The 17882-nt window shown below is 69.3% G+C and carries 16 protein-coding genes; 13 read left to right on the plus strand and 3 right to left on the minus strand.

Going from position 1 to position 17882, the window contains the following annotated elements:
* Positions 1-569: 569 nt before the first annotated feature.
* Complete coding sequence (locus tag ACOQFL_RS20125) at positions 570-1028, minus strand: gamma-glutamylcyclotransferase family protein (protein WP_435545749.1); 459 nt, start codon at positions 1026-1028, stop codon at positions 570-572.
* Positions 1029-1466: 438 nt separating this feature from the next.
* Between ACOQFL_RS20125 and ACOQFL_RS20130 the strand changes: the two genes are divergently transcribed.
* The 4 genes from ACOQFL_RS20130 to ACOQFL_RS20145 all read left to right on the plus strand — a co-directional run bounded on the left by ACOQFL_RS20130 (position 1467) and on the right by ACOQFL_RS20145 (position 5853).
* Positions 1467-2870, plus strand: coding sequence for an NAD(P)H-quinone dehydrogenase (locus ACOQFL_RS20130; RefSeq protein WP_435545750.1), 1404 nt, complete (start codon positions 1467-1469; stop codon positions 2868-2870).
* Positions 2871-3192: 322 nt separating this feature from the next.
* On the plus strand, positions 3193-3600 hold the full coding sequence (locus tag ACOQFL_RS20135) for a thiol-disulfide oxidoreductase DCC family protein (RefSeq protein ID WP_435545751.1): 408 nt from the start codon (positions 3193-3195) through the stop codon (positions 3598-3600).
* 253 nt (positions 3601-3853) lie between these two features.
* Positions 3854-4771 carry a neutral zinc metallopeptidase gene (locus ACOQFL_RS20140; protein ID WP_435545752.1) on the plus strand — a complete coding sequence of 306 codons (918 nt, stop codon included), beginning with the start codon at positions 3854-3856 and terminating at the stop codon, positions 4769-4771.
* A gap of 194 nt (positions 4772-4965) precedes the next feature.
* Positions 4966-5853 (plus strand): MIP/aquaporin family protein, encoded by an 888-nt coding sequence (locus tag ACOQFL_RS20145; RefSeq protein WP_435545753.1) that lies wholly within the window; start codon positions 4966-4968, stop codon positions 5851-5853.
* An 18-nt stretch (positions 5854-5871) separates the two neighbouring features.
* Here ACOQFL_RS20145 and ACOQFL_RS20150 read toward each other — a convergent pair whose 3' ends face one another.
* Positions 5872-7176: an aminodeoxychorismate synthase component I gene (locus ACOQFL_RS20150; RefSeq protein ID WP_435545754.1), complete on the minus strand. Its 1305-nt coding sequence runs from the start codon at positions 7174-7176 to the stop codon at positions 5872-5874.
* A gap of 161 nt (positions 7177-7337) precedes the next feature.
* Here ACOQFL_RS20150 and ACOQFL_RS20155 point away from each other — a divergent pair, with 161 nt between their 5' ends.
* The 9 genes from ACOQFL_RS20155 (at position 7338) to ACOQFL_RS20195 (ending at position 15726) form a co-directional block, all read left to right on the plus strand.
* Positions 7338-8006, plus strand: a complete 669-nt coding sequence (locus tag ACOQFL_RS20155; RefSeq protein ID WP_435545755.1) for a Maf family protein — start codon at positions 7338-7340, stop codon at positions 8004-8006.
* 65 nt (positions 8007-8071) lie between these two features.
* Entirely contained in the window at positions 8072-8167 is a 96-nt protein-coding gene (locus tag ACOQFL_RS20160; protein WP_435545756.1) for a putative leader peptide, read from the plus strand.
* A gap of 213 nt (positions 8168-8380) precedes the next feature.
* The gene (locus tag ACOQFL_RS20165; RefSeq protein ID WP_435545863.1) at positions 8381-9715 is read left to right on the plus strand and encodes a dicarboxylate/amino acid:cation symporter; all 1335 of its coding nucleotides are present in this window, start codon (positions 8381-8383) and stop codon (positions 9713-9715) included.
* A gap of 275 nt (positions 9716-9990) precedes the next feature.
* On the plus strand, positions 9991-11778 hold the full coding sequence (locus tag ACOQFL_RS20170) for an acetyl/propionyl/methylcrotonyl-CoA carboxylase subunit alpha (protein ID WP_435545757.1): 1788 nt from the start codon (positions 9991-9993) through the stop codon (positions 11776-11778).
* A gap of 237 nt (positions 11779-12015) precedes the next feature.
* A complete protein-coding gene (locus ACOQFL_RS20175) occupies positions 12016-12411 on the plus strand; it encodes a DUF1707 SHOCT-like domain-containing protein (protein ID WP_435545758.1) in 396 nt (131 codons plus the stop codon).
* Positions 12412-12568: 157 nt separating this feature from the next.
* Positions 12569-13210 (plus strand): DUF3558 domain-containing protein, encoded by a 642-nt coding sequence (locus ACOQFL_RS20180; RefSeq protein ID WP_435545759.1) that lies wholly within the window; start codon positions 12569-12571, stop codon positions 13208-13210.
* A gap of 269 nt (positions 13211-13479) precedes the next feature.
* The gene (locus ACOQFL_RS20185; protein WP_435545760.1) at positions 13480-13860 is read left to right on the plus strand and encodes a hypothetical protein; all 381 of its coding nucleotides are present in this window, start codon (positions 13480-13482) and stop codon (positions 13858-13860) included.
* A 142-nt stretch (positions 13861-14002) separates the two neighbouring features.
* Positions 14003-14917: a PPE domain-containing protein gene (locus ACOQFL_RS20190; protein ID WP_435545761.1), complete on the plus strand. Its 915-nt coding sequence runs from the start codon at positions 14003-14005 to the stop codon at positions 14915-14917.
* Positions 14914-15726: an ESX secretion-associated protein EspG gene (locus tag ACOQFL_RS20195; RefSeq protein ID WP_435545762.1), complete on the plus strand. Its 813-nt coding sequence runs from the start codon at positions 14914-14916 to the stop codon at positions 15724-15726. Before ACOQFL_RS20190 ends, ACOQFL_RS20195 begins: the two co-directional genes overlap by 4 nt.
* A gap of 286 nt (positions 15727-16012) precedes the next feature.
* Here ACOQFL_RS20195 and glpD read toward each other — a convergent pair whose 3' ends face one another.
* Complete coding sequence (gene glpD / locus ACOQFL_RS20200) at positions 16013-17755, minus strand: glycerol-3-phosphate dehydrogenase (RefSeq protein ID WP_435545763.1); 1743 nt, start codon at positions 17753-17755, stop codon at positions 16013-16015.
* Between the last annotated feature and the right edge of the window lie 127 nt (positions 17756-17882).

Here is a 17882-nt window from a genome sequence, read left to right on the forward strand (position 1 = left end):
GGCTGAGCGCCGCGTTGGCCCAGGGAGCGGTGGCCGCACAGTGGCCGGGAGTCCTGGTGCCCGCCGAGTCGCTGCATCAGCCGCGCACCCGTGCGCTGGCCGCGCTGTTGTGGGGAGCGCCCGGGGCGGTGCTGTCGGGGCCGACCGCGCTCGCGGTGCACGGCTGTACTCCCGTCCCCATCCCCGCCGCGACACACCTAACCGTTGTCCACGACAGACGGCCGCCGAGGGGAAGCGGGCTCGTGGTCCGGCAGAGCCGGGTTCGCGAGTCCGAGGTGGTGGAGCTGGACGGTCTGCGCACCCAGGTGCTCGACGTCGCGCTGACCGAGGTGCTGTGCACGGCCGGCGACGAGACGTTTGCCACTGCATGCCTGCGGCGGACGTTGTCGGTGGTTACACCCGTCGCGGCTCGCGAGCTCGTCGAGTTGGTGCGGCGGCGTATCGCCACCAGGGACGACCGGCGCGGCACGCGTCGTGCGTTGGCGCTGCTCGCGGCCTGTCACCCCGTCGGCGACCGGACAGCGAGCGAGCGGGCCCGCGGTGAAGAGACCGTCGAGGAGACGGAGCGCTCAGCGAGCCGGGCCGGTGTTGCTGCAGGGCAGGGTGCGCAGTTTGGTCACGTAGTCGTTCGGCGCTCCGGCCCGCTCGGCGGCCTCGGCGATCAGCCCCAGGTAACGCGCGGAGGGCAGGCCGCCCTCGTAGGCGTCGAGCACGTACAGCCAGGCGAGTGTCGGACCGTCCAGGGTGTGGATCCGTAGCCGCAGTTTCTTGTGCAGCCCCAGGTCCGAGCCCTCCCAGCGGTCGAGTTCCTGCTCGTCCTCGGGACTGACGTCGTAGAGCACGGTGAACACCTGCGCGTCCGATTCCTCGACGATCGTCGCGAGTGCCCCTTCCCACCCCACATCCTCACCGCCGAAAGTGAGCCGCCAGTCCATCAACCACCCTGTTCCCGTCATGGGCGAGTGGGGAGCGCGTTGCAGCATCTGGGTCGGATCCATGTTGGATCCGTAAGCGGCGTATAGCGGCACGGCTCACAGGATAACCACGCCTCGATCCGTTGTCCCCTCTTGCTGAACGTACTCGGTTCACTACTTCGTGTGCTCGTGTGACACGCGATTCCCGGCGGGTACCGGTGGGCCGCGCGACCGGGGTGGCGGCGTACCGTTGGACCGGCGGTTACGAGCCCGGGGCGAGGGGTGCGAAATGATCTCTACCAATTCCGGGCGAGGGCGGTTCCCTCCCGTACGGCTCCCGCTCGCACGGCCGCGAGCGCACTCGAGTGCCGTGGCCGTCGCGTGGTGCCGGAAGACGGTTCGAAGCGCGAGCAGCGCGGAACCGAGAACACGATCCTGTGAACGTGCCTACTCGATGTCGATCCTCCCGGAACGAGAACCGGTGGGAGGTTCCGCCAAGCAAGCACCCCGGCCAACCCGGGGTGACAGAGTCCTACGAGGAGGTAGAGCGAAGTGTCCCGCATCGTAATCATGGGAGGCGGGCCCGCGGGTTACGAGGCCGCCCTCGTGGCCGCCCAGAACGGGGCCGACGTGACGCTGGTCGAGGCCGAGGGGCTGGGCGGCGCCTGTGTGCTCTACGACTGCGTGCCGTCGAAGACCTTCATAGCCTCCGGGGGCGCTCGCTCTTCCATTCGTGATGTGCAGGAACTCGGCATCAGGGTCAAGGAGGGTGCCGCGGACGTGGACACGGCCGTGGTGCACGGCAGGGTCAAAGGACTCGCGCTGGCGCAGTCGGCCGACATCCGCTCCCGGGTCCACCGGGAGGGGGTTCGGATTCTGGGAGGCCGTGCGCGGTTCGTCGACGAGACACCGGGACTGGCACAGCACCGTATTCGGGTCGACCTCAGCGACGGCGGGCAGGAGGAACTCGTCGCCGACTCCGTCCTGATCTCCACCGGCGCGACACCGCGCGTGCTGCCGGGGGCCCAGCCCGACGGCGAGCGCATCCTGACCTGGCGACAGCTCTACGACCTGCCCGAACTCCCCGAACACCTCGCGGTGGTCGGTTCCGGCGTCACCGGCGTCGAGTTCGCCTCCGCCTACGCCGAGATGGGCGTGAAGGTGACGCTGGTCTCCAGCCGCGACCGGGTGCTGCCACACGAGGACGCCGATGCCGCCGCTGTGCTGGAGGAGGTGTTCTCCGAGCGGGGAGCCAGCGTGGTCAAGCACGCCCGCGCCGATCGCATCGACCGCACCGAGTCCGGGGTGCTGATCCACCTCAACGATGGTCGTCGGATCGAGGCCAGTCACGCGTTGATGACCGTGGGATCGGTGCCCAACACCGCCGACATCGGGCTGGACCGCATCGGTATCGAACCCGACCGCGCGGGCTACATCCCGGTGGATCGCGTGTCCCGAACCAGTGCGACCGGTGTCTACGCGGCCGGGGACTGCACCGGCGTGCTGCTGTTGGCCTCGGTGGCCGCTATGCAGGGGCGGATCGCGATGTGGCACGCACTGGGAGAGGGGGTCACCCCGATCAAGCTCAAGACGGTGGCCGCCAACGTCTTCACCCATCCCGAGATCGCGACCGTCGGAATCAGTCAGCAGGCGATCGAGTCCGGTGAGGTTCCCGCCCGGAGCGTCGTGCTGCCGCTCTCCGGCAATCCCCGCGCCAAGATGGAGGGGGTCCGGCGCGGCTTCCTCAAGGTCTTCTGCCGTCCGGCGACCGGTGTGGTCGTCGGCGGTGTGGTCGTGGCCCCCAACGCCAGTGAACTGATCCTGCCGTTGGCGCTGTCGGTGCAGAACCAGGTCACCGTGGAGGACCTGGCCAACACCTTCTCGGTGTATCCGGCGCTTTCCGGGTCGTTGACCGAGGCGGGGAGACAGCTCATGCGCCACGACGATCTGGACTAGTGAGAGTCGGTGCCGTGCTCTGCGTAGCTGGTTGCGTGGCGGAACCTCACGGCCGTCTCGCTGCGGGAGCCTCGACATCGGGTAGTTACACACAACGTCGAGGCTGTCCTCACGAGACGACCCGTGAGAACCCGCGGCGGTGCGTGCTACTTGGGAAGTTCGTGGTGGGGTGAGCTGCGTCGGTGGCCGTTCGGCGCTGCGCGCCGAAACGAGGTCGTGGTATCGGGTTCGGGCCAGGAGCGCCGCTGTCGGCTTCCGGGGATCAGCGAGGCTTCCGGGTATCGGTGTGCGGGATGGCGGCGGCTTGCGGGACATTGGTGTCGTGACTGAGCTTCCCGCGCTTATCTACGACGGTGATTGTGGGTTCTGCACCCGCAGCGTGCGCCTGGCCGACCGGCTTCCGGTTCGGGTTAGTTCCGTGCCCTGGCAGGAGGCGAACCTGGAGTGGCTGGGGGTGCCCGAACAGCGGGCGCGGCAGGAGGTCGTGTTCGTCGACGAGTACCACCGACTCCAGGGCGGGGCCGCCGCGGTGGCGGCTCTGCTGCGGCACTGCCGGGGACCGTGGCGGCTGGCCGGATCCGTGCTCGCCGCGCCGGTGATCCGTTCGGTGGCGGATGTGGTTTACCGCCTCGTGGCGGACAACCGGCACCGGTTGCCGGGTGAGACTCCTGCCTGTCAGCTGCCGCCCGAGCGTCGCCCCGGCAACCCGGACCGAAGTTCCGGCAGCTGAAGCCCGCCGCTCGTCGGAGGCGGTTGTTCGCCGGAATCGGTCGATTGCGGATTTTCTTCGCGTAACGGTTCGACATCCACTCCTGATCCCGTCGCGGTGTTCTGAACGATTTCGTGCCCGGTCACCACCGGTTGCAGTGCCGAAACTCCCCGGCTGCGCGCGCCGAAAACCGCCAGTCCGTTGTCACCCTTTCGTGGATAATCATTCGGGATTGTCGCTGCCGAGTGTCCCGCGGGCAGGCGGGTAGGAGAGAGTGAAGGTGTTTCGGAGAAGACATGGCGGCGCGGTCCCCGACCCGGAGGAGGACGAGCGGCAGACGGGCAACTCGCCGTTGGCGATCTTCGGTGTGCTCGGTGTGGTGTTCCTGATCGTGCTGCTGGCCGTGGTGGCCGAGCCGGGAAAGCTGCTGGCCGGTGGTGGTGACGACTCGGAGGCCACCGAGGTTCCCCAGATGCGCGACGGCGTGCCGCAGCCCGGATTCGAGCCCGTAGCCCTGTTGGAGCACAACCCGCTCAACTCGGAAACCGCCTCGTTGCAGCCCGCAGACTGTCGCCTGCCGGAACTCGCCGAGTCCGAGACCCGAATGCGGTCCTACTACGAGGCCGCCGTTCGCTGTCTGAACACTCTCTGGCGTCCCGTTGTCGTCCGGGCGGACCTGAGCTGGGCACCACCCGAGGTGAGCCTGGGGTCCCGAACGAGCGAATGCAGCGAGACCGAGGGCACGAGCCGCCCCACCGCCTTCTACTGCCACGGCACCATCCACATGCCACGCCAGTGGGTGCTCTCCGACATCGGCACCCGGGAGCCCGCCCACCTGATACTGCTGGCGCACGAGTACGGCCACCACGTGCAGCAGCGCGCCGGAATGCTGCGCGCTTCCACCACTCGTCAGGAGGGGGTCGAGGTACGAAGTCCGGAGTGGCTCCGGATCTCGCGCCGTCTCGAACTGCAGGCCGACTGCTATTCCGGAATGTTCATGGCTGCCGCCGCCGAAGGGGGCACGTTGCGGGACCGCGTCGCGGAGCGATTCGTCTCGGCAGCGGGAAGCACCGAGCTCGGCGACACCCACGGTTCCCCGGGCCACCAGCGGGACTGGAAGCTGACGGGTTTTCGGGAACGCACCACCGCGGCCTGCGACACGTGGAACGTCTCCGCCGAGCGGGTGAGCTGATGCCGCCACTCCGTTCCCGCTGGTCTCGGCTGTCCGGCGTTCGTTCCGGAGTTCGGTTACGCTTTGTCCGTCCGTTCGCACGGAGCGTGTGAGCACCGCTTCGGTAGTGACGGAGCTGGGGATCCGGACAGGGGGGATCTCGGGCAGGGGGATTCCGGGCAGACACCACACGGCCCTCCGGGCGAGGAGGATCGATGGCCGAGAACGCTGCGCACGCACGAAAACACTGGCGTTACCGCCGAGGACTCGGGGGCGAGATGCTCGCCGAGGTACTGGGAACCTTCATCCTGTTGCTGCTCGGTTGTGGCGCCGTCGCGGTCGCCGTGGCAGCGTTGCCCGAATCGGGGCGACAGGTGACCGACTTCGGCCCGGCCAACTGGCTGATCATCATCTGGGGCTGGGGCTTCGGCGTGGCCTTCGGCGTCTACGCGGCGGGTGGAGTCAGCGGGGCGCACATCAATCCCGCCGTGACCCTCGCGTTCGCCGTACGCAGGGCCTTTCCCTGGTACAAGGTGGTGCCCTACTGGTTCGCCCAGGTCGTGGGTGCGTTTCTGGCGGCGGCGCTGGTCTACGCGGTCTACGCGCCCGCCATCAACTCCCTCAACGCATCAGAGGGGCTGGCTCGCTCCGAGTCGCTGGACACCTTCGCCATCTTCGCCACCTTCCCCGCCGAGTACTTCGGCGGTAGCTGGTGGGGGCCATTTTTGGACCAAGTGGTCGGCACCGGGATTCTGGTGTGCCTGATCTGCGCGTTGATCGACACGCGCAACATGGCGCCCTCCTCCAACATGGGGCCGTTCCTGATCGGGATGGTCGTCACCGTGATCGGGCTGACCTTCGGGCCTGGCGCGGGCTACGCCATCAACCCGGCGCGTGACTTCGGGCCGCGGCTGTGGACCTTCATCGCGGGCTGGGACGGGATCGCCTTCCCAGGAAGTTACGAGTGGTTCTCGTGGTACTTCTGGATACCGATAGTGGGACCACTCGTCGGCGGCGTGATCGGTGCGGTGGTCTACGACCTGTTCGTCGGCCACGTGCTCACGGAGCGGGCGAAACCCGAGGTGGGCCGCGTCCCCGAGTGACCACCCCGGCCGGGAAACCTACTCGCCCGGCCGTTCCAGCAGCGAGAGCAGCGGTGCCGCCTTCGTCAGGCACTCCTGCCACTCCGCCTCCGCCTCCGAATCGGCGGTGATCCCGCCGCCGACCCCGAAGGCGATCTCACCGGCCGAGTACTCCAGTGTCCGGATAGCCACGTTGAGCTCGGTGCCGCCCACGGGGGAGGACATCCCCACCGCACCGCAGTAGACCTCCCGGGGATCGGACTCCAGCTCGGAGATGATCTCCAGCGCACGCACCTTGGGAGCCCCGGTGACCGAGGCGGGCGGAAAGGCGGCCCGCAGCAGCTCGGCGTCGCCGATTTCCGGGGGCAACTCCGCCCGCACCTCGGAAACCAGGTGCCACACCCCGGGGTGCGCCTCGACACGCAGCAGTTTCGGCGTTGTCACGGTGCCGGTCCGGGCGACCCGCCCCAGATCGTTGCGGGACATGTCCACGATCATCACGTTCTCGGCGATGTCCTTGCGCGAACCGCGCAGCACATCGGCATTGTGATCGTCCTCGGGGCCGCGTCGCGGCGTGGTTCCCTTGATCGGGCTGCTGCGCACCACCCTGTCGTGCCGGGCCAGGAACAGTTCCGGCGACAGCGAGGCCACCGCGCCCCACTCCCCGGCCACGTAGGCGGCTCTGGCCGGGTCGAACCGTGCGCTGCCGGTGGCGAACAGCTCCAGCGGGCTGCCGGTGAACGGGACCGCGAACCGGCTGCAGATGTTCGCCTGGAAGATCTCGCCGTCCGCGATCTCCTCCACGCAGCGCCGCACGGACTTGCGGTGCCGATCGGCATCGGGCACGACGACCGTGCCCGCTCCCGCGGTGTTACCGGCCTTCCGGACCGCTGCTTCCGCGACGAGCGCGGCGAGTTCCTCGGCCCGCGCGTGCGGTTCCCCTTCGGCGATGGTCTCGAACCACCAACGCCCCCACCGGTCGCGCCGCAACACGTCATCCGTCCAGCCCCACGCCGCCACCGGTAGGCGTCGTCTGTCGGAGCGCGCTCCGGACGGATCGGTCAGCTCGTATCCCAGATACCCGATCCAGCCCCCGCCGACGGCGTCCTCCGGGACCCCGGGTTCGCGGGTCACCTCCGGCTGCCGGTCGAGCACGTCGAACGCGGTGTCCGGCTCGACCGGACGTACCCGGACCGAGGGCGCCAGCACGGTGCTCCCGCCGAACCAGTTGCCCGTCAGCGCGGCGGGGGGTGGCAGCCCGCGATCACTGGCACGCTGTTCGAGAGCACGCAGCACGTCGGTGGCTGCCGCAGCACCCTCGAGAGGCCGGACGAGTAATCGCACACCGCCAGTATGCAACCGTGCCGAGCAGTCGTCCCAGCCTCACCCGAATCGGGTAATTTCGGTCACCGCTGTCGGCGAGCCGCTCACCTCGGTCGCAGGTCACCGGTTCGCCAGGGCCACCGCGGCGAACCGCTCGACGGTTTGCGACTACAGTCCTCGGTGTGCGTTTGGTACTGGCTTCCGCGTCGCCCGCCCGCCTGTCCGTGCTCCGCGCCGCGGGGGTGGAGCCGGTGGTGCGGGTCTCCGGGGTGGACGAGCACGCGGTGACCGCCTCGCTGTCCGATCCCTCGCCCGCCGAGGTCGTCACCGCCCTCGCCCGCGCGAAGGCTTCGGCCGTGGTGGATCAGGTGGCGGCCGAGTTCCCGGACGCCGTGATCGTGGGCTGCGACTCGATGCTGTGGACCCCCGGCGAGCACGCGGACGAACTCGTGGGCAAACCCGAGACCCCGGAGCTGGCCGCCGAGCGCTGGGAGCGGATGGCCGGGGGTACCGGCAGTCTGTTGACCGGCCACGCGGTGCTGCGGCTACGGGACGGCACGACGGTGGCCGAACACGGCGATCACCTCGCCACCACTGTCCGGTTCGGTCGGCCCTCCCGGGACGAACTGGACAGCTACATCGCCACCGGTGAGCCCATGAAGGTGGCGGGCGGCTTCACCCTGGACGGATTCGGCGGCTGGTTCGTCACCGGAGTGGACGGTGACCCCGCCAGTGTGCTCGGCATCAGTCTCTCGTTGACCAGGTCGCTGCTGGCCGAGGTCGGAGTCAGTGTGGTTTCACTGTGGAACGCGCCGATCGCCGAGCGTGACGGGGCCGCCGTTCCGGAGTGACGCCGGCTACATCCGGGGTCTTCGCGGAACAAACCACGATCGCCGGACCGTTCACCCCTACCGGCATGACACCGCAACGAGTCCGCCGCGATGCGCGGTACCTCACCAAACGCCTGCACGTCGATCTGCGACGGCAGGCCAGTTGTGTTTGTCGCCCGTGATTCCTCCGGGCGGAGTCCTTTCCCGCCGACGGCGGTGATCGCTGCCTCCGAACGCGCGATCCCGTTCGACTCCTCCCGCGCCGATTCCGTTCTCGTGCCCGTTCCTCGGCCGCCCCGTTCCCGGCGGCCGAATCCGTGAGTCTCCGGGAGACAACAGTGTCCGACGTCGAATCCCCGCGGCCCGCTCGTTTCCGGTTACGTTTCAATCCCAAGCTGTTCGCGCTGGCGGTGCTCGCCTCGCTGGTACTCGGAGCCCTGCTCGGTTGGGTCGCCGACTCGACCGGAGCGGACTGGCTCGTCACGACGCTGGACACCATCGGGTCCACTTTCACCAAGCTGCTGACCTTCACGGTGTTGCCGCTGATCTTCACCGCGATCGTGCTCGGCATCACGAGTCTTCGTTCCGTGGGCGGCGGCCGAACCGCCGCCCGACTCGGCGGCAAGACCGCCGTGTGGTTCGCCGCCACCTCGTTGATCGCGGTGCTGATCGGCATCGGAGTGGCCAATCTGCTGCGTCCCGGACAGGGACTCGACATCTCGCCGGACCAGCAGCGTGTCGAAGAGGTCAACGACATGGCCGGCGGTTCGTGGCTGGATCTCGTGACCGGGCTCGTGCCCGAACACCTGGTCGGTGCCTTCGCCAACGGCGAGACGCTGCAGGTCGTTTTCGTCTCGCTGCTCGTGGGGGCGGCGGCCTACAGCCTGGGGGACAAGGCCGGTCCCTTCGTGGAGTTCAACCGCGCCGTGTTCGAGATCATCCAGCGTGTGCTGGGGTGGATCATCCGGCTCGCCCCACTCGGAACCCTCGGGCTGATCGGCAACGCGGTGGCCAGCTACGGCAACGAGTTCTTCGTTCCGCTGCTCAAGCTAACGGGAGCCACCTACCTGGGTTGCGCGTTGGTGCTGTTCGCCCTCTACCCGTTGTTGCTGTGGTTCGTGGCCAGGGTCAGTCCCACGAAGTTCTTCGGCAAGGCGTGGACGGTGCTCCAGTTCGCCTTCGTCTCCCGCTCCTCCGGTGCGAGCCTGCCGCTGAGCCGGCAGACCGCGATCAACCTCGGTGTGGAACGCTCCTACGCCAGTTTCGCGGTGCCGCTTGCCACCACCACGAAAATGGACGGCTGCGCCGCGGTGTACCCGGCGGTGGGCTCCATCTTCATCGCCAACCTGTTCGGTTTCCAGATGGGGCCGGTCCAGTACCTGACCATCGTGGCCGTCGCGGTGTTCGGCGCGATCGCGACCGCCGGGGTGACCGGTTGGTTCACCATGCTGACGCTGACCGTGGGAGCGCTGGACTTCCCGCCCGCCATGATCGCCACCGGAATCGCCATTGCCTACGCGGTGGACCCGATCATGGACATGATGCGCACGATGACCAATGTGGCCGGTCAGATCACCGTGCCCACGGTGGTCGCGCGTACCGAGGGGCTCCTGGACGACGAGGTGCTGCGTGCACCCAGCGCCCCGCCGCTGCTCAACGGCCCGGAGGAGTCGGAGCCTACCGACTCGCGGGGCTCCGGTGCGGGTGAGCCCGTTCCGGCGAGGGCCTGAGGTGTCCGTCGTGTTCCCGCTCCCCGGCCGAGTGTGTAGCGTAACTCTCCGAGAGCACGCTTGACCGGGAACATCTCGTCGAAGGGTGCCGTGGTCGGCTCGGAACGGTTTCCGAGGTCAGCCGCTCCCGCCGTGCCGTGTGGGAGCGGGCGGCGGAACCCCCTGCCCGGCTCGCCCGGTGGTGTCCGGGCGTGCTTCGACGGGCACCTACCCAGGTGAGGTGTCGAGCTCTTAGACTCTTGAGCGGTCCACGCTGTCGTGACAGGAGGTACGAGGTGCCCGAGCAGGACTCGACCACGCGTAATCGGATACGCAAGGTGCTGGTCGCGAATCGGGGTGAGATCGCGGTCCGCGTGGTGCGGGCGTGTGCAGATGCGGGCATCGGTAGCGTGGCGGTCTACGCGGAGCCCGACTCGGAGGCGCCGTTCGTCCGGCTCGCGGACGAGGCGTTCGCACTGGGGGGAACCACGGCGGCCGAGAGCTACCTCGACATCGCCAAGGTCATCGAAGCCGCCCGGCGCGGCGGCGCCGACGCGGTGCATCCCGGCTACGGTTTCCTGTCGGAGAACGCCGATTTCGCGCAGGCGGTACTGGACGCGGGGCTGACCTGGATCGGCCCCTCGCCGCGCGCGATCCGGGACCTGGGGGACAAGGTCACCGCTCGCCACATCGCCACCAAGGCGGGCGCGCCGCTGGTGCCGGGAACGCAGGACCCGGTCTCCGGCTCCGACGAGGTCGTCGAGTTCGCCAAGGAGAACGGCCTGCCGGTGGCGGTCAAGGCCGCGTTCGGCGGCGGTGGTCGTGGCCTCAAGGTGGCCCGCACCATCGAGGAGATTCCCGAGTTGTACGACTCGGCGGTTCGGGAGGCGGAAGGGGCCTTCGGCCGCGGTGAGTGCTTCGTGGAGCGCTACCTCGATCGGCCGCGCCACGTGGAGGCGCAGGTGGTGGCCGACCAGCACGGCAACGTGATCGTGGTGGGCACGAGGGACTGCTCGCTGCAGCGCAGGCACCAGAAGCTGGTGGAGGAGGCCCCCGCCCCGTTCCTGACCGACGAGCAGCGGGAACGCATCCACTCCGCCGCCAAGGCGATCTGCTCCGAGGCGGGCTACCACGGTGCGGGAACCGTGGAGTTCCTGGTCGGCGAGGACGGCACGATCTCGTTCCTGGAGGTCAATACCAGGCTGCAGGTCGAGCACCCCGTCTCCGAGGAGACCACCGGCATCGACCTGGTGCGACAGCAGTTCCGGATCGCCGAGGGCGAGCCGCTGGAGTTCACCGCGGACCCACCCGCACGGGGCCACTCCATCGAGTTCCGCATCAACGGTGAGGACGCGGGCAGGAACTTCCTGCCCACCCCGGGCACGGTCACCGGGTTCGTGCCGCCGGCGGGCCCGGGGGTTCGCGTGGACGCGGGTGTGGAGACCGACAGCGTCATCGGTGGCCAGTTCGACTCGCTGCTGGCCAAGGTGATCGTCACCGGTGCCGACCGCGCCGAGGCGTTGCAGCGTTCCCGCCGCGCGTTGGACGAGATGGTCGTGGGGGGCATCGCAACGGTGCTGCCGTTCCACCGGGTGGTGCTGCGCGACCCCGCCTTCACCGGTGTCGACGGGTTCACCGTGCACACCCGCTGGATCGAGACGGAGTTCGACAACACCATCGAACCCCACACGAGCGGCACCGACGCGGGGGAGAGCGAGCAGCGGCAGCGCATCACCGTCGAGGTCGGTGGCAGGCGGTTGGAGGTCTCGCTGCCCGCAGGTCTGGGTGCGAGCGTGGGCGGTGCCGAGCCCGCGCCGGCCGCCAAACCCCGTAAACGTCGTTCCGCCGCCGCGGGAGCCGCCCCTTCGGGTGACGCCGTGACCGCCCCCATGCAGGGCACGGTGGTCACCGTCGCCGTCGAGGACGGGCAGCACGTCGAGGCGGGCGATAAGCTGGTGGTGCTGGAGGCCATGAAGATGGAGAATCCGGTCACCGCGCACAAGAGCGGAACGGTCACCGGTCTCAAGGCGCAGCCCGGTGACTCCATCAGCCAGGAGACGACGCTCTGCGAGATCAAGGACTGACCGATGTCTTCCGAACGGGGCGGGAGCGGTAGCGGTCCGCGGGCCGCTCCGCCTATCCTCCCTCCGGGAGGGCCGTCGTCGTGCGGGAGCCGCGCGGGCTCGGTCCTTCCTCGCGAGAGCACGGGGCGGGAGACCCCGCGGCTTCGCCGACCGCGCGGACCACGGGTTGGCACTGCCGTGGCGGGAACACCACTACCCCGGGGTGACAACACGAACGGAAAAGCTGGGTGAGCACCGTTGGCCGAGCGGGGCGATGGGGTTCGTATCGGTGATCAGGACCGCGATCGGGTGATCGCCCTGCTCGGCGAGCACTTTTCAGCCGGAAGGCTGGAGATAGATGAGTTCGACGACCGGTGCACGCGGGCGGCGCGGGCGCGATTCCGAGCCGACGTGGCGGTGCTGTTCGCCGATCTGCCCGCTCCCCATCCGGAGGTGTTGGTTTCCCGCGCCTCCGGTGCCGCGGTCGAACCGGAGCGGGAAGATGCGTCGAACGCGCCGCGCGTCCGGCGCGGCGCGTTGCTCGGGATCTCCGTCGCGGTCGCCCTGCTCGGTCTGTTGGTGGTCACCAGACAGTTCTGGGCGCTGCTGCCGATGGTCGGTTTCGTTTTCGTCTGGTTCGGCGCGCGTAAGTGATCCGGTGGTCCTCTCGAGGCCGAGGCCGGGCCGGGGTTCGCCGACCGGGGCCCCTTGCTGAGCGGACCCATCGCTGAGCGGGTCCATCACCGAGCGGAGATCCGCGGGGGGAGTGCGCGGCGTACACCCCCGGTGGCCGGTGGGTTACGCTGGCCGCATGCGCAGCCGGATGACCGCTGCACGGTGTTTGCTCGCCGGATTGGGCGGTGTGCTGTTCCTGCTCGGTGGATGTGCGGTGCTGCCGACCCGTGAGGCCGTCGACAGCGCGCCCATCCCGCCCGAGCCGATCCCGTTACCCGAGCGCGAGAGCGGTTCGTTGCCGCCGCGCCCCACCGAGATCTCGTTGCGGGGACTGAATCCCTGTGGTCTGCTGACGGCGCGGCAGCGTACCGCGCTCGGCTTCGACCGCGACCCCTTGCCCGGGGTCGAAGAAGGGTTCGACAACGCTTCCACCTGCAGCTACCGCAACAGCCGGGCCAAGGTGGGGGCCCGGTTCGCGTTGGTCACCGGGGAGGACATGAATGTCTGGACCAGCGACACCGCGCAGGTCAGGGCGACCCCGGTGGTGCTCGACGATTTTCCGGCGCTGGTGATTCGTACCCCCGGACTGCGGCTGGCCTGCAACGTGGCCGTGGACGTGGCCGAGGGGCAGCATCTGGACGTGCTGTACCGCGACGACGGTGCCGATCGTCCAGCCACTTTGGACCAGCTGTGCGCGGGAGCGCGTCGGGTGGCCACGGCGGCGGTGCGAACGCTGCGGAACGCGGCAAGCACCGAGTCCCACGTCTCCGGTGACTGAGTTCGTGCCGCCGCGCCGGCCCGTCAATTTCTCGCGAAATCGCCGCCCCAGTACGGTGGTACGGCCCCGTGTGCGTCAATTTCCCGCGAAATCGCCGGTCAGGCAGTGCCGACGAGTAGCCGAACTCCCACCCCCGTGCCGCCAAGCGGGCCAAGGTGACGGCTTCCGAATAACGTTGTGTGTCTGAATCTTGCCGCTATCGGACTACTGCCTATTTCCCGCACGAGCCACTAGAGTGGGCTGGCGGATTTCCGAGAGTGGAGGCGATCGTGCCGAATAGTTCCGAACTGGACGGTGTGACCGATTCGCCCTCCGCCACCGAGGCGGTGGGAACCGGATCCGTACGTGTCGAGCCGTCGGCCATCCCGAACCTGATCAGCTCGTTGCAGTCCTCGTTGGACGCCGTCGGCGTGCAGATCGAGCACGCCATCACCGAACTCCGGATTCATCCCTGGGCAGGGGATCCGGTCAGCACCGGGGCCGCCGCGAAGTTCAACGAGCACTCGGTCGGCGGTGATCGGGCCGCGTTGACCGCACTGTACGGGTACCGCGACCGGTTGCAGTCCGCTTCCGACGCGTTGCGCGCGGTGGAGCGCCGCTACACGGAGACCGAGGACGCCAACACGTCCCGGATGCGGACGGGCTGCTGACCGGTTGAACGAGGTTTTCCGATGGGGTTGTCGGGGGGGGCTCGCCTCGCTGAACGATTCCGATGTTTCCAGCGCGGGAAAGCCCACGTCGATCGGCGACACGACAGGAAAGCAGCAGTCGAGTTCCCTCGGAAGGACGTCGATGAGTGACCACCGTTGGCAGGGGTACACCCATGCCGAGCTCTTCGAGCTGTTGCACCAGGGACCCGGCCCCGCGGCTTCGGGGTCTTCCGCACATCGGTGGCGCGAGTTGGAGACCGCCTTCCGGGAGATCGACGACGGCATGGCCGCCGCGCTGAAGGCAGTGGCCGCCGAGTGGCAGGGAGAGGCCTCCGACAGTGTCCGTCGTGGATTGCTGCCGCTGCACGAGTGGGCCGACGAGGTCACGCTGGCCGCGGCGCGGATGCGGCAGTGCTCCGAGCACCAGGCCGAGCTCGTCGCCAGGGCGCGGGCCGAGATGCCGCCTCCGGTGCGGGTGACGGCCGAGGAACCGAACGCCTTCACCTCGAACCTGGTTCACCTGTTCGGCGGACAGACCGACTACGAGCTGCGTGAACAGCAGCAGCACGCCGCCGAGCAGCGCGCGTTCGACGTCATGCGCCGCTACCAGGCCGCTTCCGAGGCCAACACCACCTCGCTGGCCTTCTTCGAGACACCGCCACAGGTGGTGGTCGACGCTCCCTCCGGGAGCCCCCAGGGCGGCGGTGGCGGCGGCCGTGGCGACATCACGATCTCCTGGGCCAAGTCATACTCGGAGGGCGCGGTCACCGGCGGGAGCGGTGCGGGCACGGGCAGGAGCGGGGCGGGCGGTGGTAATGCCACCCCGAGCTCCGCTCGTCCCGCGGACGGAAGCACCAGGGGCGGTTCGCTCCGCTCCGGTTCGGTCAACGGATCCCCCTCGGGCACCCACGGTGCGGCGTCACCGCGCCCCTCCCGTGCCGAGTGGGAGGAGGAACGCGAGCTCTCGATCGAGGCCACCGAGACCGAAGGGGGAACCGGACCGTTCGACGAACACCGGGTTTCCGCTCGTCCGGTCATCGGCGGTGATCCCTCGTGACCGGAGTACTCGGTGCGAGCGATCCCGGCGAGCCGGTCTCGTTGTCGGACCTGGAGTTCGACGTGCTGCTGGAGCACCTGGGCATCGCCGAGCCGCCGCTGGTGCTCAAGGTGCCCTCACCGGGCAGAACCCACGAGCGGCGCCGCGAGTTGTGTGAAGCGGCCCGGCGCTCGATGGCCGAACGCGGGTTGTGGGCCGGAAACGCCCCGATCGATTCGCTGCGGCGGATGATGAGGGTGCTCGAAGCACCCACCCGCGAGGTGGACGGCCGCTGTTGGTCGGGCCGCAGTGTCCGAATGCTGGCGGCGGCACGCGGGGCGGGCGAGGCCGCCGAGGCGGTGCTGGTGGTCAAGGAGGAACAGCGACTGTGGCTGCGCCCGGCCGCCACCACCGGACTCGCCCGTGAGGCGCTGTCCGCGCTGCCGGAGGTCGAAGCGGGAAGTGGACGTTCGGTCAGCCTGCCGAGCGCGGATCTGGAAACGGCGGCTTCCGAAGCCGGCGATGATCTCCCGGCGTTGCGTGCCGCGCTGTGCGCACGCGGGGTGCGGGCCGAGGAGGCCGAAACGCTGGTGGGCATGTTGGACGGGGTGCACGCCAGCGGCCAGTTCGGCGCCGCGGTCCGGCGGAAGCACGCGGTGCGGCACCGTGCCGAGCACGTGGTCGGTTTCTTCGACTCCCGCGCGGGCCGTTATGTCCAATTGCGGCGCGACACCTCGTCCGGCGAGCCGTGGAGTACCCTCGCGCCCGTGGACCGGCGTGGTCTGGTGAATCGGGTCGCGGAGCTCGCGGCTGAGCCGCTGCCCCACTGATCGGCGCCATTCCGCTGATCAGCAGCAGTCGGTCGATCAGCCCAGTCGCCCGAGCGGTGCTGCCGCCCGAGCGGTGCTGCCGCCCGAGCGGTGCTGCCGCCCGAGCGGTGCTGCCGCCCGAGCGGTGCTGCCGCCCGAGCGGTGCTGTGCACGATGGGCCGCGCTTCCGTGCACATCCCGAACGGGAGACGGCCGGAGGGAATTCGCCCCGGCGGCGGTGGCCCGAACGTCCGGGCGCCGGAACCGCTCAGCGCACGAACCGTCGGGCGACCGCCTGCCCGGTGCTTCAGCCCACCGGTTCCACGATGCCTTCCCGTGCTTCCGGAGCCGCCACTCGAGTGGCGTCTGCGGCTTGGTCGTCCGGCTGGCTCTGCGACTCGCGTTCCGCGGCCACCCGCGCCGAGTAACGTTCGACCTCCCTGGTGAGCCGCTGTTCGTCCCAGCCGAGCTCGGCGCCGATCAACCTGCCCACCTGCTCGGCGCAGTCCACACCGCGATGCGGGTACTCGAAGGAGATACGGGTCCGCCTGGTCAGCACGTCCTCCAGGTGCAGTGCCCCCTCGTAGCGCACCGAGTAGACGACCTCGGCCCGCAGGTAGTTGGGGGCTTCGTCGATCGGCTTCAGCAGCTCGGGGTCGCTGTCGCCGAGCGCGAGCACCTCGTGGATCACCGAGCCGTAGCGGTCCAGCAGGTGCCGCACGCGGTAAGGGTGCAGTCCGTGGGCCGCCGCGAGCTGGTCGGCCTGGTTCACCAGCGCGTGGTAGCCGTCGGCCCCCAGCAGCGGAACCTTGTCGGTGATCGAGGAGGCCATGCGGCCGGAGACGTCGTTGCCGATCGCGTCCACCGCGTCCTTGGCCATCACCCGGTAGGTGGTGTACTTGCCGCCCGCGATCGCCACCAACCCTGGGGCGACCCGGGAGACCTCGTGTTCCCGGGAGAGCTTCGAGGTGTCGTCGTTCTCGCCTGCCAGCAGCGGACGCAGCCCGGCGTAGACACCCTCGATGTCCGCGTGCGTCAGCGGGGTGGCGAGCACGCTGTTGACGTGCTCCAGGACGTAGTCGATGTCGCGCTTGGTGGCGGCGGGGTGTGCCAGGTCCAGGTTCCAGTCCGTGTCCGTGGTGCCGATGATCCAGTGGTTGCCCCACGGGATCACGAACAGCACGGACTTCTCGGTCCGCAGGATCAGCCCGCTGTCCGAGACGATCTTCTCGCGCGGGACCACCACGTGCACGCCCTTGCTCGCGCGTACCCGGAAGTGCCCACGTCCCCCGGACAGGCGCTGCAGTTCGTCGGTCCACACACCTGTCGCGTTGATGACCGCCTGGGCACGGACCTCGGTCTCCCTGCCGTCCTCGACGTCACGCAGCCGCGCGCCCGCGATCCGGTCCGCCTCGTGCAGGAACTCCACCACCTGGGTGGAGGTGCGTACCACCGCGCCGTAGCGGGCCGCGGTGCGCGCCACGGTCATGGTGTGCCTGGCGTCGTCGACCTGCGCGTCGTAGTAGCGGATACCACCGACCATCGCGTCCTGCTTGAGGGCGGGCACCATTCGTCGCGCCCCGGCGCGCGTCAGGTGCTTCTGTCCCGGGACCGACCGTGCGCCGCCCATGCGGTCGTAGAGCAGCAGCCCGGCGGCCGTGTAGGGGCGTTCCCACACCCGGTGGGTCAGCGGGTAGAGGAAGCTGACGGGTTTCACCAGGTGCGGGGCGAGCCGGTTGAGCATCAGCTCCCGCTCGTGCAGCGCCTCCCGCACCAGGGAGAACTCGAGCTGCTCCAGGTAGCGCAGCCCACCGTGGAACAGCTTGCTGGAGCGGCTGGAGGTGCCCGCGGCCAGGTCGCGGGCTTCCACCAGCGCCACCCGCAGACCCCTGGTGGCCGCGTCGAGCGCGACCCCCGCTCCGGTGATGCCGCCACCGATGACGACGACGTCGAACTCCTCGCTGCCGAGGCGCCGCCAGTTCTCCTCGTGCTCCTCGGGGCCGAGCTTGCCCTGTGGCTGCCCGGTGACTTCCGGTTTGTCGCTGGCCACCAGCGTCCTCCTCGCTCGTTTCGCAGCCCACCGCCCCTGGGCGGAACGCCTCATCGCCAGTACGTCCGACAGCGCTCATCATGCCGGATCGACACGCCCCGCGCGTGGTGCGTGACTGGCTGTGGCG

Origin of the sequence: Actinopolyspora sabaoui, assembly GCF_051225635.1 — a bacterium.
GTDB lineage: Bacteria > Actinomycetota > Actinomycetes > Mycobacteriales > Pseudonocardiaceae > Actinopolyspora.

Bases quoted from the DNA above. Each gene is read 5' to 3' on its own strand.
- ACOQFL_RS20145 (WP_435545753.1), top strand. From the start codon at position 4,966: ATGGCCGAGAACGCTGCGCACGCACGAAAACACTGGCGTTACCGCCGA.
- ACOQFL_RS20160 (WP_435545756.1), top strand. From the start codon at position 8,072: ATGACACCGCAACGAGTCCGCCGCGATGCGCGGTACCTCACCAAACGC.
- ACOQFL_RS20180 (WP_435545759.1), top strand. From the start codon at position 12,569: ATGCGCAGCCGGATGACCGCTGCACGGTGTTTGCTCGCCGGATTGGGC.
- ACOQFL_RS20190 (WP_435545761.1), top strand. From the start codon at position 14,003: ATGAGTGACCACCGTTGGCAGGGGTACACCCATGCCGAGCTCTTCGAG.